This window comes from Dyella nitratireducens, assembly GCF_014642835.1.
Lineage (GTDB): Bacteria > Pseudomonadota > Gammaproteobacteria > Xanthomonadales > Rhodanobacteraceae > Dyella_B > Dyella_B nitratireducens.
The window spans coordinates 1849488-1865583 of the sequence record NZ_BMJA01000001.1 but is presented as its reverse complement, the minus strand read 5'-3'; the positions used below and the strand labels follow the sequence as shown (position 1 = coordinate 1865583).

The 16096-nt window shown below is 54.4% G+C and carries 20 protein-coding genes and 1 tRNA gene; 13 read left to right on the top strand and 8 right to left on the bottom strand.

Annotated features, from left to right (window positions below):
* Positions 1-186 precede the first annotated feature (186 nt).
* The 3 genes from bfr to IEX75_RS08525 form a co-directional block, all read right to left on the bottom strand.
* Positions 187-657, bottom strand: a complete 471-nt coding sequence (gene bfr, locus IEX75_RS08535; RefSeq protein ID WP_188793790.1) for a bacterioferritin — start codon at positions 655-657, stop codon at positions 187-189.
* A gap of 136 nt (positions 658-793) precedes the next feature.
* Entirely contained in the window at positions 794-1003 is a 210-nt protein-coding gene (locus IEX75_RS08530; RefSeq protein WP_423373306.1) for a (2Fe-2S)-binding protein, read from the bottom strand.
* Positions 1004-1061: 58 nt separating this feature from the next.
* Complete coding sequence (locus IEX75_RS08525; protein ID WP_188793789.1) at positions 1062-1607, bottom strand: RNA pyrophosphohydrolase; 546 nt, start codon at positions 1605-1607, stop codon at positions 1062-1064.
* A 187-nt stretch (positions 1608-1794) separates the two neighbouring features.
* Between IEX75_RS08525 and IEX75_RS08520 the strand changes: the two genes are divergently transcribed.
* The 6 genes from IEX75_RS08520 (at position 1795) to IEX75_RS08495 (ending at position 6488) form a co-directional block, all read left to right on the top strand.
* Positions 1795-1871, top strand: a tRNA-Met gene (locus IEX75_RS08520).
* Positions 1872-2035: 164 nt separating this feature from the next.
* Positions 2036-3292, top strand: coding sequence for a tyrosine-type recombinase/integrase (locus IEX75_RS08515; RefSeq protein ID WP_188793788.1), 1257 nt, complete (start codon positions 2036-2038; stop codon positions 3290-3292).
* A gap of 187 nt (positions 3293-3479) precedes the next feature.
* A complete protein-coding gene (locus tag IEX75_RS08510; protein ID WP_188793787.1) occupies positions 3480-3869 on the top strand; it encodes a hypothetical protein in 390 nt (129 codons plus the stop codon).
* Between the two features lies 1 nt (position 3870).
* Positions 3871-4398 (top strand): hypothetical protein, encoded by a 528-nt coding sequence (locus tag IEX75_RS08505; RefSeq protein ID WP_188793786.1) that lies wholly within the window; start codon positions 3871-3873, stop codon positions 4396-4398.
* A gap of 66 nt (positions 4399-4464) precedes the next feature.
* Positions 4465-5085 carry a hypothetical protein gene (locus IEX75_RS08500; RefSeq protein ID WP_188793785.1) on the top strand — a complete coding sequence of 207 codons (621 nt, stop codon included), beginning with the start codon at positions 4465-4467 and terminating at the stop codon, positions 5083-5085.
* Positions 5086-6128: 1043 nt separating this feature from the next.
* Positions 6129-6488: a hypothetical protein gene (locus IEX75_RS08495; protein ID WP_188793784.1), complete on the top strand. Its 360-nt coding sequence runs from the start codon at positions 6129-6131 to the stop codon at positions 6486-6488.
* A 158-nt stretch (positions 6489-6646) separates the two neighbouring features.
* Here IEX75_RS08495 and IEX75_RS08490 read toward each other — a convergent pair whose 3' ends face one another.
* The 4 genes from IEX75_RS08490 to IEX75_RS08470 form a co-directional block, all read right to left on the bottom strand.
* Complete coding sequence (locus IEX75_RS08490) at positions 6647-6865, bottom strand: FG-GAP repeat protein (RefSeq protein WP_188793783.1); 219 nt, start codon at positions 6863-6865, stop codon at positions 6647-6649.
* Between the two features lie 1421 nt (positions 6866-8286).
* Entirely contained in the window at positions 8287-9384 is a 1098-nt protein-coding gene (locus IEX75_RS08485; protein WP_188793782.1) for a hypothetical protein, read from the bottom strand.
* Between the two features lie 127 nt (positions 9385-9511).
* Positions 9512-9724 carry a DUF4224 domain-containing protein gene (locus tag IEX75_RS08480; protein WP_188793781.1) on the bottom strand — a complete coding sequence of 71 codons (213 nt, stop codon included), beginning with the start codon at positions 9722-9724 and terminating at the stop codon, positions 9512-9514.
* A gap of 559 nt (positions 9725-10283) precedes the next feature.
* Entirely contained in the window at positions 10284-10628 is a 345-nt protein-coding gene (locus IEX75_RS08470; RefSeq protein ID WP_229720699.1) for a hypothetical protein, read from the bottom strand.
* 301 nt (positions 10629-10929) lie between these two features.
* On the opposite strand from IEX75_RS08470, the gene IEX75_RS08465 reads away from it, so the two are divergent.
* From IEX75_RS08465 to IEX75_RS08440, 6 genes are all read left to right on the top strand, one after another.
* Positions 10930-11304, top strand: a complete 375-nt coding sequence (locus IEX75_RS08465; protein ID WP_188793780.1) for a hypothetical protein — start codon at positions 10930-10932, stop codon at positions 11302-11304.
* Between the two features lie 116 nt (positions 11305-11420).
* On the top strand, positions 11421-11882 hold the full coding sequence (locus IEX75_RS08460; protein ID WP_188793779.1) for a hypothetical protein: 462 nt from the start codon (positions 11421-11423) through the stop codon (positions 11880-11882).
* Between the two features lie 79 nt (positions 11883-11961).
* Positions 11962-12852: a hypothetical protein gene (locus IEX75_RS08455; protein ID WP_188793778.1), complete on the top strand. Its 891-nt coding sequence runs from the start codon at positions 11962-11964 to the stop codon at positions 12850-12852.
* A 71-nt stretch (positions 12853-12923) separates the two neighbouring features.
* A complete protein-coding gene (locus IEX75_RS24435) occupies positions 12924-13157 on the top strand; it encodes a helix-turn-helix transcriptional regulator (RefSeq protein WP_188793777.1) in 234 nt (77 codons plus the stop codon).
* Positions 13157-13375, top strand: a complete 219-nt coding sequence (locus IEX75_RS08445) for a hypothetical protein (protein ID WP_188793776.1) — start codon at positions 13157-13159, stop codon at positions 13373-13375. Before IEX75_RS24435 ends, IEX75_RS08445 begins: the two co-directional genes overlap by 1 nt.
* The gene (locus IEX75_RS08440) at positions 13375-14193 is read left to right on the top strand and encodes a hypothetical protein (RefSeq protein WP_188793775.1); all 819 of its coding nucleotides are present in this window, start codon (positions 13375-13377) and stop codon (positions 14191-14193) included. Before IEX75_RS08445 ends, IEX75_RS08440 begins: the two co-directional genes overlap by 1 nt.
* A gap of 230 nt (positions 14194-14423) precedes the next feature.
* On the opposite strand, the gene IEX75_RS24390 is transcribed toward IEX75_RS08440, so the two are convergent.
* The gene (locus tag IEX75_RS24390; RefSeq protein WP_188793774.1) at positions 14424-14732 is read right to left on the bottom strand and encodes a DUF3761 domain-containing protein; all 309 of its coding nucleotides are present in this window, start codon (positions 14730-14732) and stop codon (positions 14424-14426) included.
* A 156-nt stretch (positions 14733-14888) separates the two neighbouring features.
* Between IEX75_RS24390 and IEX75_RS08430 the strand changes: the two genes are divergently transcribed.
* Positions 14889-15716: a hypothetical protein gene (locus IEX75_RS08430; RefSeq protein ID WP_188793773.1), complete on the top strand. Its 828-nt coding sequence runs from the start codon at positions 14889-14891 to the stop codon at positions 15714-15716.
* The last annotated feature ends 380 nt before the right edge of the window (positions 15717-16096 follow it).

The following is a 16096-nucleotide window of genomic DNA, read 5'->3' as shown; positions in this document are numbered from 1 at the left end:
CGTCAAGGAAACAAAGACTGCTTTGTGCGGCAGATCGCCCAGCACCATCGCGAAGCAATAGCTTCTTAACTTTTTTACGGAGAAATCTGTCAGTGCAGACCGATATTGGCCTCACATGCAGCATGCGCACAGGCGCTCGATGCATGTGAGGCGCGATGCAAGGGAGCTTGCTGACGTTTCCTTGCCTTAACTTTCCATCTTTGATTGCAGGTAACGTTCTGCTCCGATGTCCTTCACCAGGCTGAGCTGCGTTTCCAGCCAATCGATGTGTTCTTCCTCTGCAGAGAGGATGTAGCGGAATAGATCGCGGCTTATGTAATCAGCAACGCTTTCGCTGTGTGCAATGGCTGCGCGCAGATCTTGCACCGCAGCCAGCTCCAGATCGAGATCGCACTGAATGCACTCAAGCGCGTTCTCGCCGATGCGCAACTTGCCCAGATGCTGCAGATTGGGCAGGCCTTCCAGAAACAGGATGCGCTCGATCAGGCGATCGGCGTGCTTCATCTCATCAATCGACTCTTTGTACTCGTGCTCGGCAAGTTCCTGATAACCCCAGTTCTTGTACATGCGGTAATGCAGAAAGTACTGGTTGATCGCGGTCAATTCGTTGTAGAGCACCTTGTTGAGGAACTCGATGACCTTGGCGTCACCCTTCATGGTTGTTCTCCGTAACGGGGTTGATGCGGAACTATACGTGCACCGCGCGGCGCATTGTCGCAATGAGAATGATTCGCCAAGAAAAACGCCATCGCTTGATGGCGATGGCGTTCGAAGAAAGCGGTTCGATGTGTGCTCAGGCGGTAACGAAGATGGGGAGATCCAGCGTGACCTGTTCGATCGCCTTGTCCAGCGTGGCACGCGCCTCGGCTTCGCAGCAGCCGCAGCAATCCGAGCAGCCGGTACGGGCCTGCAATTCGGCGAAACTGCGCACACCATCCGCGGCGGCGCGGCGGATGTCGTGATCGGTGACGGCGTTACAGAGACAAATGTACATGCCGCGCATTTCAACGCGAATGCGAATGATTGTCAACTAGAGTTCGATGGGTGCCGACGATGCCTGTTCAGGCGGCTGCACACCGGCCCCGGCCAGGGCGGTTTTGTGACTGCGGCTGTGGTCCGAGCTGGATGCACAAGGCCGTTTCCACCAGCGGTGCGAAATGGCGCAGCGCGCGGTGGTAGACGTCGCGCTTGAAGTTCACCACATGGGCGGCCGGGTACCAGAAATCTACCCAGCGCCACAGGTCGAATTCGGGTTTATCACAGGCATTCAGGCATAGCGCGTCTTCGCCACCCACCAGCTTCAGCAGGAACCATACCTGCTTCTGGCCGATGCACATGGGATGCTGATGGTGGCGGATATAGCGGCTGGGCAGCTTGTAGCGCAGCCAGCCGCGGGTGCTGGCGAGCACTTCCACGTGCTGGGGCAAGAGCCCGGTTTCTTCCTGCAGCTCCCGGTACATGGCCTCCACCGGGGTTTCATCGCTGCGCATGCCGCCCTGGGGGAACTGCCAGCCGTCGCGATGGACGCGGCGCGCCCAGAACAGCCGGCCGTCTGCATTGAGCAGCACGATGCCAACATTCGGACGGTAGCCATCTGCGTCGATCATCCAGCCTCCTCGGAGCCCGTTACTGCCGTCTCTGCCAGACGTCAGCACGTACGACCCTGGATCGATTCAACCACAGCCTACAAAGCGGGAGCAAGCCGACTACTTGAACCGCAAGGGCAGCCCGATTAAACTGCCGCGCCCCGCCTGAATAGAAGCCCGGTTCCGGATCCCGGACGGCGCACTCCTTGGCTATGTAGCTCAGCCGGTTAGAGCACAGCACTCATAATGCTGGGGTCGGTGGTTCGAGTCCACCCATAGCCACCATGTACCCATCCATCCCCGTCCAGCCAAGTCCGAGAAATCGCGCTACGTCAACGGTTTCGGGCGATTTGCTGTCTCATGTCGTCCAGCCTCGTCCATTGAAATCCAGGGCTAACTGGGGGTAGGTTTAGGGGTAACTGACTTACCCCCGTAGGGTGTTACCCCCAATGGCGCTTACCGACGCCGGCATTCGCAAAGCACCTGCGCCCGACAAGCCGAAGAAAATGGCGGACGGTGGAGGCTTGTATCTCCTGGCGCATCCCAATGGCTCGAAGTGGTGGCGGCTCAAGTACCGCTTTGGGGGTAAGGAGAAGCTGCTCTCACTGGGGACCTACCCTGACACTGGCCTGGCCGATGCGCGTACGAAGCGCGAGGCAGCACGCAAGCTGCTGGCGCAGGGGGTCGACCCTGGCGCACAGCGTAGGGCTGAAAAGGTGGCTGGTGCCGAACGCGCAGCCAACAGCTTCGAGGTGATTGCCCGCGAATGGCTGGAGGTAAAGCAGCCGGAATGGACGCCAGGCCAATTCGGCAAAGAGCGCGACCGGCTGGAAAATCACGCCTTCCCGCGGATCGGTGCCTTGCCCATTACGGACATCGGGGTGACGGAGATTCGCCCGTTGCTGATGCACCTAGTGAAGCAAGGGTACATCGAGCAGTCACATCGGCTCCGCCATCAGCTCAGCCGGGTGTTCCGGTTTGCCGTGGCCACCGAGCGTGCCAGCCGCGACCCTGCAGCTGACCTGCGCGACACGCTGCCGGCGCGCAACCCGAAGAATCATCCGACGATCACCGATCCCGCACAGGTGGGCGAGCTCATGCGTGCGATCGATGGATTCACCGGCACGTTCCCAGTGAAGTGCGCACTGAGGTTGGCGCCGTTGTGGTTCTGCCGACCTGGCGAGATCCGCATGGCAGAGTGGTCGCACTTCGACCTGGACGGCGAGCATCCGACCTATACGGTGCCGCCGGCCAATCGCAAGCTGAAGAAGGCGGCCAAGGAGAGCGCACAGACGCCGCCACATATCGTGCCCTTGTCCAATCAGGCACTGGAGATTCTGCGCGAACTGTACCCGCTAACGGGCCATGGGAAATATCTCTTCCCCGGCGGGCGCGATCCTAGGCGTCATATGTCAGATGGGGCCATCAATGCCGCGCTGGCCAGGATTGGCTACAAAGGCATCATCACCGGGCACGGTTTCCGCCATATGGCGCGTACCTTGCTCGGGGAAATGGGGTGGAGTGCAGAGGCCCTGGAGCGTCAGTTATCGCACAAGGAGCCCGGCGTGGCCGGTGTTTACAACAAGGCGCAGCACCTTCTGGAGCGTCGGAAGATCATGCAGGCGTGGGCCAACTACCTTGATGGATTGCGGGATGGCGGCGACGTGATAGCAATTAACGGCAGGATTGCCAGTACCGGTGGCTAGATGCCTTACGACGGGTGACAAGTCTCAATCCTTGAGAGATCGTTTTGGAATCATGTTGATCATGTTCCACGCACTTGTTTCACAGGTTAGTATCTCCACATTGGGGGTGATTGCCTGCTGAAATGTCCTAGTTCTTTTCAAGACTCGGCCCCCTAAGGTAGCTTTGGATGGCAACACGGAGGGGGCCGTGGGTAGTAAGTCGAGTGGTGGAAACCGCAAAACGACGATTGATCGTCGTGTAACTTGGGCACAAGCGTTTCGAGACATCTTTGTCGCTGCGCTGAATAAAGGCCAGTTGCTGCCAGTAACAATGTCCTTTGGATTGTTAATTTGGCTTTGGCGTATGGATGCATCCGCTTTGCCAGGCGTGTGGTATGACTTCCGAGCACTGCTGCTCCGTCATGAAATCGTCGGGTACGTGTTGTGGATAGTCACCTTGCTTGGGTGGATCGCTCATGCGCGATTTGTCAAAGGAACGACAGATGCGGAAAGTGGTCGAATCGGGAAGGAGAAGACGAGTCTTCAAGAGAAGCTGGCGGCACGAAGCTTTTCTTCTAGCCGGAACTTAGGAGATTGACATGGAATACCTAATTGCCTCACTCGTGATCCTGTCAGTTTGGCATTACATGTACGAAAACATCGTGTTGCCGGCTATTCATACGAGCTCGCGGAATAAATTCTTTTCCTTGCGTGATGAGTTGCGCCAGCTCTACATCGACGATCCTGCAATAGACGGGCAAGCGTTCAATGTTGCACATGAGGGAATTAACACGGCTATCTTTTCCGTTGATAGGATAGATTTGTCGATGCAATTCAGGTTGCAGCGACGCTTTGTCACCGATAGTGCCTTCAAAAATAGAGTGATGGCGCGCGAGAAGATCATCAAGGAAACTTCGAGTGCCGAGATCAGAGACATTGTTCGCCGCGCAAACGAATACCTACGCGACGCCTTCGTCTATAACTCCAGTGCATGGTTTATATACATCATTCCAATTGCCTTGGTTGTTGTGTTTTCGCAGCAAATAATGAAAGGCGCGCGCGAGCTCTTTTCGCTCTCAGAAACGGACGCGGGAAGGATGTTCGGAATTCAACAAGCGATGGCCTAAAAAGAACCCTGCTCCGGCGGGGTTTTTCATGCTCGAATGGCGGCAACTAATGAAACTGGTGGAGTCATGGATGGCACATACAACCAACGGCTAAAAGGCATTTGGTCGAAGGAGTTGCAAGAAAGCTACAAGACCGCAGCCAGTGTTGCTCTGATCGTCGGATGCTCAACGATATTTGCCGTAAAAGTTGATTGGGACACTCTGGTTAAGCTTGTGATGTCTGTCGTAGACGTCAAACCGATGCTTTTCTTCCTGCTATGTTGGTGCGTTGCTAGAATTTTTGAACTCGTAAGGGCCACCTTTTTCGCGGCAGAGATAGAAGAGAGTTCTTTTTCGCGTCGCTTGAGAAAGGCAACATCCGACGCCGCATCCATCATGGTTGGCGCCTTCATCGGTGCAGTGGGCGCAATCTACATAAGCACCTCCGAGTCTTGTGCACATGTGGGCGGTGGGGCAGCTCTGTTCCTTTTGTTGCTGGCGGTTTGCGCTCCAGTGGTGTTCGCCACCGGTGCATTTGATTTGACCGCTTCTGGAATAACAAAGCGATCGGCATCATGGATTACGGTGTCAGTCTTGCTATTTGTCACAATCTGGACTGCGCATAATGTTGTGAAGAAAGAGTCGCAGCCGCACAAACCTGTCTGTCCGGCGCAAAGCGCTTCTTCTGTCACGACACCAGTTCACTAAGATCCGCTAGGCAAGAAGTGGTCCGATCACATGGCAAGGCACCCTGAAGACTGCTTTTGCTCTCTTCGTTGTCATGTGCGTGTTGATTAGAAATCAGTTCGTTCGCCGCAAAGCGCACAAGAAGAGTATGAAGGAAATTTGGTCAGCCTGGCGGGAAGAGAGGCGCAGTAACAGGTGTCATCGAATAGACTAGATCATCGTTCCGGCCACGAAGGGGGGCATGGCATGAAGCTGGTAAAGATAGCTTGGCTCGTTGCTGCTTGCCTTTTACTATCGTCGTGTCTTCCACCCATATATAAGTCACTGCCTGCCAGCAGTGACACGGCCGCCATATTTCTGTCCGGCAATTCCAATTACTCGAGTGTTGGTCAGATATACGACCATTCCGAAACATGCTCAGGACGAAAGTGGGTATATGGCGGCATCGCGGGTGCGCCCAAATGGATCAACGTAAGGGGCGGCGAGCCGGTCACCATTTCTATCAGCGTGGGTACTGGAGCGACAGTCTCCGGATCGAACATCGTCAATCACATATGCACAGGAATGGCCACATTCACGCCCAGTAGCGGGCGGCGATATGTTGCACAGGCGGTCACCAGTGGCGGTATTCAGCACTGCGGCTTGATCGTCGACGAGGTCGGTCAGGATGGTCAAAATGCAGGCAGGGTTGGAGTAACCCAGCGCATCTTTAAGCTGGCAGAGACCGATCACTCCTCGTGGTGTAAGGCACTCTAGTCTGCTCTCAGTGCACCAATCGTTCTGCTGAAGCTCGCCGAATGCTTGAGCTGCGCTACCTTGTCTCTGCGCCAGTTCATTAACTTGCTTCGAAACGAGCACAATGAACCTTTGGGCAGGCAGCGGTACGATCACTAGCGAAGCCCCCTTTTTATGACATCTGCTCACTGGACGATATGATCGGTGTTTGCTCGCGACTCAATCGCTGGCCCCGTGAGGCGGAGATGAGTCGGCTTGAGTTGAGCCTCCACCTTCGACCCAAAACAGACCTAAAGTAGGCGTCATCTATTGCTGTTGGGGTGATAAGAATGCCCATCTATCGAGTTTTGCACTCTTACGTCCATCTCGGCCGAATTGGGGTTCTTGCTGAATTTGGTTGCGATTCGGATTTCGTGGCGAAATCTGCGAAATTTCGAACATTCATTAATGATGTGACGATGCATATCGCTGCCAATGCGGCAACGGATCTTGAATCGTTACATGCAGAGCCATTTTTCAAAGATGATTCTCGAACAGTACGCGACATGCTGGACGAGGCGTCGCGTCAGTTTAGGGAGGGCATCTGTGTGTTACGGTTTGTTCGCTGGTCAGTCGATGATTACGAACGCCCCTTTGAATCTACGTCGCCACGAAGTCCTGCAGTAATTTATCGAATTGGCCATCGCTAGTTTGACTTCGCGCATACATTCGATACGATGTATCGCAGAGTTTTGTGATAGTTGAGTGTCCGGACGTGCGCGCGAGGTTGGCGCAACGGCATCGATGAAAATTGAAAAATGCGGCGACGACGAAGCGGATACTTTCCGTTTCATCGTCGCCGTTTCGCTTATGGCGTGTTGGGCACGTTCTTCTTGAAGACAGTCATGCCTGCGGCGGGTGCCGCGAGCGTGGTGGGCGTGAAGGTGCACTGCGATGCGCATGTGCCCGCGTTAGTCGACAGAGTCAGGTTGCTGCCGTTGCTCCACACCAGATCGGCAAGGCCGTCGTGGTTGTAGTCATCGACGGCGACAATGGTGGTGGATTCCGCGATCGCCCCGTCTGACATGTGGCGCCTGGCCTCGCCTGACTTTCCTTAAGTCACACGGGGAGCGTGGATCGCAGTAAGTTGCGATCCATCGGTGATACGGCCAAGATTCCCCTGCCAAATCCTGTCACGCAAGAAGCTGACGTCGCAAGTATCACCAATGGAATGTTGCGCGCGGAATCGGCAAGACCTGCTTCGCTAATGTCCACTTCGACTCGAAGCGGACCTTCCCAGCCGCAGACGGTTATCCGTGTACTTGCGAGCGAGTGCTTACTGTAGGAGTTCGCCTACAACAGAAAGCGAAGGCCCCTGATAGCCGAGTCTCATGCAGTCGCACAGAATAACCCTGTGCCCCGTGAGTCCCGCCGACATTCGGCTGGTGACACGGATGTCAGTCGCAACAGGATGTCGCGATCCGACGAGTGGGGCATCATGCACAGGACGTGTCCAAAGCCCCGGCAATGCTGGGGCTTTGCTTTTTGGTGTTGATGCACGGGACCTCAACCAATGATCACCACCCGCGCAACACGGCAGTGACCTAGGGGCTAGTTATGCGGCGTCTCATGCATTTCCTCATCATTGCCTCAACAGCCCTTCTTGGAGGGTGCACGTTGACCGACACTGATCGGCACAGATTAGCCTTTCTCGAATTTCTCGCGGGGCCACTGGATATTCCGCTCGCAATCTACTTCGTATGGGACAGCGCGCGAATAGTGAAAAGGGGATTTACTCGCGCGCGCGGAGGTGGAATATTCACCCGGCGCAACTCGCCTGAAGCATTCTGGAGTGACGTGATCTTCGAGCGTGTATTAGCAGGCGTGTTCGCTGTGACTGGCACGACCTATTGGGTGTTAACCCTGGCAGGAACGATCCAATGGGTATGGCGATGGTTGTAGTGCTGCAGGGGCTGGCGGCCGGCAAAGCGGACACCTTTCTAGGATAGGATTTGCCATGCGCCGCATGAAAGTTCTTATCGTTGCTGGAGCCATATTGATGACTGGCTGCGCCACTGTTGACCTAGCTCGAGTCAAGCTTGTTGTCGAACCAGTGTCCCAGATTTGCGGTATCTCGGATCGAGAGATTCCTGTGCACATAGCTGTACGCAACGACAGTCGGGGAAAGTTAAAGATTGAGGTTGATTCCGAGTCACCTCCGTACGTCCTCAACGGGTTCAGTTACAAAATACTCGATGATGGCGGCACGACTGATTGGAGACATGGTCCGGGCTCACATCCACCAGTGCAATTGCTCACATTATCTATCGGACCTGGTGACTCGACTGAACTAGTGGCTTCGCTATATGACCTGACGAGCGAAGACTATGGCAAGAGTTTCAAGATCCAGTTTACGGATGTGGCTGACCACATATTTTTCTCAAGTTCATTCAAGGCATGTAAGGAGTCGCACATTGTCGTGCAAGGCAACTTGGCGAAACTCGCGCTTTAGTTTCGACAAACGCCTGGAATTTGAACGTGGCGCTCATTGAATTGGCCGGGAACCTGCTGGAGCTTCACAGCCAATGGGAAAGTCCCTCCTCGGCTCTTGTAAACCGTCATGTCGATCGTGCCGTCTGGCGCCAAACGCGGTGGAACTATCCATTGGTGATTGGTTGCTGGACCATCACTCCCCGGTATCTTGAAGTAATCAATAAAGCTTCCGTCATTTCCAAGTACAGCGACACCCAAAGCGTTTGATATGACCACGTTCCCGTTTAGCATAATAAGAGGGCCAAATGTCAACCCGCCCTCACTCGGCATCACATACTTGGTCTTCAACAACCCATCTTGGCTCAGCAGTTGGACAGAATCGTCATCTGTGAGCACTACAGTCCCATCAGCCTCAACGGCTGGCTGAGAGAAACTCCCGGGCCGGTCCGAGATAATGTTTTGGACGCTACCATCTGAATTGACTACATAGATACTTCCGTTGGTGCTTCCAAAAACGCTAGTGTCGTCACCCATAACGGCTGCAGAAAATACAGTTACGTTGTTTTTCGGCACGAATGTGAACGTATTGCCATTCGGACGCACAAACAGGTAGCCGCCATTCAATGGAAGCAACGTGGTTCCATCACTCAAGAATTGAGGCTGTGCACCGTTTGTCGCGCCATTCCCCCCGGAGTATGGTCCGTTGATGTGACCATCGGTATAGGCAACGAACATCAATACAGGACCGTTCCATACTTTCCTCCCCACAAGCACGGCGACACCCGTCTTGGAAAAAGTCGCCACTGCTCCGAATCCAGGTTGCAGGGCCGCACTGGACTTGGTGACGCCACGCGCGTCTTTACATAAAACTCTTTCGTAGTTATGCGCGCGATCTGAATTCAAGAGAGCACATGTGCCTCCATCTGCAAGCTGCACCGATGCAAGCTGCATTGAATCCGAATGCTGATCTGGCAGAGCTACGAATGGAACTTCTGCGAGTTGATATTTCGGCACCTGAATGGTCTTAAAGCATCGTTCGTCGGCTGCCTGAGTCGGTCTTAAAAAAAGAGCAACTGAGGTCAGAACTGCAATCGCGATTGACTTCCCAAGCATGGCATCCCCCTTCGGTTGTCCTAAGGCCCCTTACATATCGCGACAAAAGAACGGCAGCTCGCCACTGAAACGTCGGCACTGTTACCTCAGCCGGTCGCCAACGAATCTGGCGGTCTATCGTATAGCGCTAATCGATCGCTTTATTCGGATGCCACGGTTTTGGCGCAATTTTGGTCTCAACTTCTGAACCTATACCGATAGCTGCGCGAGTGACTACAGGCCAGCCATGGGCATCGACGTAATGTCGGATTCCATTCCGCACCAAGAACTCGACCTGTTTGCGCTTCAGGCGGGTGCGAGTCACCTCGGCGAGCTCGTCGCAGTACAGGCAAAGGCTCATCAATGTTCCCTGTGATCGCTCGTCGTTGTCGCTTCTGATTCATCGCCCATTCGCCGACTTCCGATTTCTTCCATGATCGCGTGATCGGATTCGGCTTTGGAAAGTCACGTCGGCATGCGACACGCTCCAGAAAGCCTCGGCGATTCGGCGAACCTTTCGCTGCGATCATACCGAGAAACATCGCGCACGCATCGGCGCATAACCAACGATCACCATTGACCGTGGCAGCGATCATTGCATAGATGTCCGTCTTGCCCTCGATCATTGCTCCACCTAAGTTGATCGGTGCAGGTGCATCAAATGTGTGCTGGCAAAAGCGGCAGATTCGAGCTTCTTCCTTTACGAACTCGGCGCACTGTGGGCATTTTTTGAGGCCGCTCTCGATCTTAGCTTGATCAAGCCCCTTGTGATCAGGCTTCAGCAGCAATGCATGTGGTGTTGCGATGATGAAAATCGCAGCACCATATAGCCACCACAATCCGAAAGAACGGCCTTTACTCTGAGCGATGAATGCTGGAAGTAATCCGATGACAGCTGCAATGATGAGAACGCCCATAATTCACCTCGAATACGTCTTGCCATCGGTGGAAATGAGATAAAGAGTTTCGCTGTACGGAAGTCGTGCGATGACGGTCATATTGCGCGCTACAGCCGCTATGGCAATCCCGCGACATATCAAGCTCACGCCGCTCATCATTCGATCGCACATTGCGTCGGGGCTGTCGATAAACTTGGTTTTGTTTAAGCGCAGCATGACGATGGTGCGCCCTTCAGGGACAGCTCCAATCGGAGGCACAACGAAGATTGTCAGTTGCGTGTATGCGGCAATCGTAAGTGCACAGAAAACGATTAGCGCGATGAGCCAGCGCCGGCGGTGCCGCGGTCTTGCGTTGGTATCGTCCATATACCCCCTTTCGACCATCAAAGCGCAATTGAGGGAAGTTGACAAGCGGCCTGCCAGGGAGCAATGTCAGCGAGTCCCTGCCAATTCGGGGACCAGGCGTGGAAACCTGAGAATTAGTAGGCGCAACGGCGCCTATGGCGCTTTTTTTGTGCCCGTTGCGTCATGCCCGCTTTATGGTGGGCGTGCAGGGCAGCCTTGCGCTGACCGGTTACCTACTAGCCGGCTTTCCACCCCTGCACGTCCGCCACCCTTGTCATGTCGACATAGGTGCTTCTATCACCAGCGATTTGGAGGCGAAGTCATGGATTCATCCGCGGCAGATACCATTGTTGAAACCCTTTCAATTTCGAGCCCTGAGCCTATTTGGTATGAGAATGAGTGGGCGCTAAGCGGATGGAGTGATGCAATCTCCCGCCGCATGGCCTCACTCCAAGAAAAGATCTGCGGGCTTGAGGGAATATTAAATCTCTTCGATGCCGATGCTAGGAACAAGCTTCTTGCAGATGACAAAGAAGGAATCGCCTACACCCCTCTAAGCGCGTATGTAGTCGAAGGATTGCAATGCGCCCAAAGAGCTCTGCTCAAAGATTTGGTATCTGAAATAGAGGTGCTAAAGGGGTGGGGCCGCAAGCATGGCACTTGCATCATTGAGGTTTCTCAACGGGCCGATGATTAGAACTGCATTTGTTTCCAAATGCATCAGCATGCTTGTTGCCGCGCCTAGAACCGCCATCCGAAAGCCGGGCGCCTTCCCTGGCTGGCGCGACGCTATTGAAGGATCAAAAGGGATCTATGATGAGCGCAAATTTCACGATCAAAGATATCGTTAGCGACGATAGCGGGGTAGCTTCCTTTGACGCCGCAGCCGGCAGTTACTACGTTCCACCACCAGCGCGAAATGTAGTGAGGGATTTTATGTGGCGCTTGTATGGTGCGCTGGAAAGTGCCTCCCTTGGCGCTGCCGTATGCTCGGGGCAATGCAACGAAAAGGCCTTTGACACACTTAGGAAAAATCTCGACACCGTGCTAAGGATTCTCGACTTGGAAAGAATTCAGTCTGAGATCCATGCCATTCTGAAAGAGTGCCGGGACGTAAGTTACGAGCGCGAAGAGAGTTTGCGCCGTCAGCTTTACGATGCCGGAGATGCTGTTAGAGAGTTGAGGCACGAACTCGACGAATTGAAGCGGCAAACATACCTTTTTGGCCGCATCCAAGAGGATTCGTGGCCGGATTCTGCACAAGATCCAATCTAAATCACCGCATCTGGGTCTGCCGACCAAAACCGAGCACTGCACACGCTGGAGCGGTGCTCTTATCAGGGCATGAGAGACAATGGCTAGTTCGAAAGAGAGAAATCCGGCCTGGGTTGCAAAGGCAAAGTCCGATGCGGCGTCTTCCTTTTTTGCTGCAGGTGACGAGCATCATGATCGTCTAATTCAAATCGTCAATGATCTTGCGTCAGCCAAGGGAATTGCCAGCGCCTGGAAGTCTCTTGAAAAGCGGTTCGAAGATTTCGAACAAAGGCGAAAACTCTCTTTTCAGAACAAGGCTGAGGCACTAAGGTCGTTTGACGAAGTCCATGCGGCTCTTTCGTCGCATGGGCTTCAGCCAATTCCTTCCGAAATGCATGTTCATCTTTTAGCTGATGCATGCTTTCGAGCGCATGACGGGTTCAAAGGGTTCGTCGCGCTTTCAGGACAAGAGCAAAGCGACGCTGCAAAGAAGGTGGCCAAGCAGGCAAAAGAGCTTGCCAAAACACTATCGATCCTGGTCCATCCTATCTTTGGGCTGCCCGAAGAGTTTGATTTGGACGACGCAGCATTGGATATCCATCAAGATCACTACCGGCGCTGGCGAAGCATGTATGCAAACGAGAATCTATGGAATAAGGATTGGCACGCTGGATATTGCGCCGGCGGCTTTGACTTTGCTCAGGTAACTGCAAATGAGCTTCCCAGGCTGTTGGCCAAATTGGCAGAAGGGGCCGAGATCTGGGGGAAAAAACCTCCATCGATCGCGAAACCAAAGAGCGAGGATGCGCACCGCACATACTTCATCAAATGCCTAGCTTCGTACTTTGCGGAACAATACGGTGATCCAATGGAAAAATCCGCACTTGCTTTCACCAAGGTCTTCTTCAAGAGCGCCTCCACACTCACTGTGTCGAGTATTAAGGAAATGACAACCGTGAAAAGAAAGCGCAGCCGGGCAAGTCGCCAATAAATCGGTAGTTGCCCGAGCTTTCGGCGAGGAATTCAGCATGAAGATAGCCCCACTGAATACGGAGCTATCCAATGCAATCCAATGCCGTTTTGGCCACAATCGAAGACGCAAAGCCCATACGGTTCCTGCGTATTCGCGCCACATGCGACCGTACGGGCCTTTCCCGGTCCATGATTTACCGCCTCGAGGCGCTCGGTCAGTTCCCCAAGCACGTCAAGCTCACGGAGTCCTGCTCGGCCTGGATTGAATCCGAGGTCGACCGTTGGGCAGCTGCGCGCGTCGCTGCCTCGCGCGGGGCTGCGTAATGCCCGCCACCAATCGCCCGTTGGACGAAGTCGACGCGCAATTGCTGTCGGCATGTCACAGCCTGGGTGCGCTGGCTGATCACATCGCTACCCACGGCCTGCAGGAACAGCTGCTGATTAATCTGGAGCGCGTGGCAATCGGCTTTCGCCGCTTGCTGGTGGAACGCTGCGCGACCATGGCGGCCATGAAAGTCACCTGCGCTCCCGAGGTGCTGTGATGCGCGAATACGGCCAGGTTCAATCCGCCTTCTGGCAATCGTCCGATGCAGCGGCGTGGAGCGATACCGGCAAGCTGCTGGCGCTCTACCTGCTGACCGGTCCCCATGCAAACGGCATCGGCTGTTATCGCCTTCCCAACGGCTATGTGATGGCCGATTTGGGATGGGATACCGAAACCGTTTCGAAAGGGTTGCAGGAACTGTCTGCAAGCGGTTTTGCATACCGTTTCAACGACGTTGTTTTTTTGCCCAACTTCCTGCGCTGGAATCGGATCGCCAACGGGAACATCGCCAAGGCACGTTTTGCCGAATTCAGCGCGCTCCCGAAGGGTGAGGCGAAAACCCGCGTAGCCCGCGCCATGCTGGAGTTTTCGGACTTCTGGACGGCAGAAGATCAAACCGTTCTGGAAACCATTTCGGAAACCCTTCCCGAAGGGTATGCCAACCAGAACCAAACCCAACCCAACCAAACCAAACCCAATACTCGTCATCGTGCCGATGACGGACGGACGGATCGGTTCGATCAATTCTGGTCCACCTATCCCCGTCACCAGGGCAAGAAAGCGGCCGCAAAGGCCTTCGCCAAGGTCGCACCGGATGACGAGTTGCTGGAAGTCATGTTGGCCGCAGTGGCGCGTCAGCGGACGTGCGATCAATGGCAGCGCGATGGTGGGCAGTTCGTCCCCCATGCCGCGACCTGGCTCAACGGTCGCCGCTGGGAGGACGAAGCGCCTCCGACTGCCCAGGGCGGCCAACACGCAAGCGCGAGTTCCCCTGCCAGCGCGAACAGTGACCACGTGCTGCGGAGGGCGATCTGATGCGCGCGACGGAAATTGCGCAGCGCCTCGTTGACCACAAAGAAAAAGGCCGAGACCGAGGGTGAGGCTGAATCGAACGATGCCGACAACCAAGCCAACGATTCACAGTCCTAAGCCATCATCCGGTCGAACGTACCAAGGGCCAACCTTGAAAGGGGTTGGCCTTTTCATTTGCTTCGGTTTGCATGCGGATAGCAGACCCTTGTCCCGCATGTGTTATGAGCGCTGAGCTATTTAAGCCACCGCGACACCCCGCCATGATGCGAACAGGTGCCACTGTGATGCAGGCTGAAGCTGTAACTGCCATCGCGGCACTGCGCGGAAGCGTCAGGTGGGACAGCCCCCGAAACTGTATGGCCAGGCCTGTGTACGACCACGCCATCCCGATTGACGTAGGTGCCCTGCTCTATCAGTTGGGTTGAGCCATTTGTGACACTGCGCGTCCCTTGCTGCAGAGTGTCAGGCTGTACATTTTGAGCTAAAGCGGTGGCGTTAAGTCCAAGCGCCAGCACGAAAAACAAGCGATTCCGGATATGCATATGCCCCCTTATGCGTTCCTTATCAAGGACATTGATGCAAGGGATTTGCCACTCGCGCGAGGCGCATGGACACTTGTAGGTTGCGAGGGCGGAACACTACTCAGCGACCGAGAGGGGCGCTAAGGTAAAGGGCACTGCAAGAATCGGGGATTGTTCATGGATATGGAATTCGGTGATTACATAATCCGCGTCGAGGATATTTCATCAAACGCTGTGCCAGAGGGTAAATACGTAGCCCGCTGGAATGTCTTTGGTATCCCTGATAAACAATCAGGCAAGCCCGTTGCATTTGGAGTTTGCGATCTACAGACTTCCAAAGAAATTGCTGACCATGCGGCGGCCGCCGCGGCGATAAATTGGATCAAGCAGTCGAATGCTTCTAAAGAGGATGCCAAAATTGCTCTTTTGCAAGAGATTGGCCTCAACGAAAGGCATTTTAATTCGCTTCAATCCGAGTATCGAAAACTCGCCTCAGGATGGATGCTTGCGGCCCTCGGCGCACTCGGCTGGATTCATGCGCACCCCACTCCTAGTGAAAATGCAAAAATCGCGTTTACGTTAGCTATCGGGAGTGCTATTGGCGTTTTCGTCCTATGGGTGCTTGATCAAAAGATTTATCATCGACTACTTGAGGGAAGCTTCAAGTCAGCGATGGCAATAGAAGAACAATTCCATCTAGGCTGTGAGCTCCCTCATAAGAACATGGAAGAATTGGTAGGAAAGGGAGAAGTTGCGCGAAAGGCAAAGCTTTTTTATGGATTAATTGCAAGCGCCAGCCCAGCTTGCGCTCTCTTTCTCGAATGGCGGGATCTTCGGGCGCAACATTTAGCTTTACTCTTGGTATTATCGATTTCTGCCATTTATTGTGTGTTATGGGCTGTCAAAGAAGATGTTTGCATTGGGCTGGAAAGGCGAGGCTGGCGAACAAAGGCCGAAGAGCCTCGGCAATATTCCGCACCGAGTTCGACATCTCAGTCACGATGATTACCAATCCGCACAAACCGCTTCCGTCTGCGTGTTACGAAAATTAGCGGCACGACATACTCATGCATTTACTCGAAGCATGTTCACAGAACTGGATACGCGCTCACTTGCGCAATTGCTGTGAACCAGTGACTGGCGCCCTTTGATGCGGAATCGCCGGCCGACCGTGACATGAGGGGTGAAACCCGGACTCCCCCAATGCGCCGGGTAGGCAGCAGAGATCCTGGCTTCCATGCCGGTGATCGATCCGGCGACTCCGGTCGCAGAAATACGAGGGCGTGGAGGAAGCGGATGTGAAGGCGGCCAATTGGAGATTGCGGACCGGTACGCGCGACTTGAGCTCGGAATCTGGTTACACCCCATTAACAAACTGATCGGTA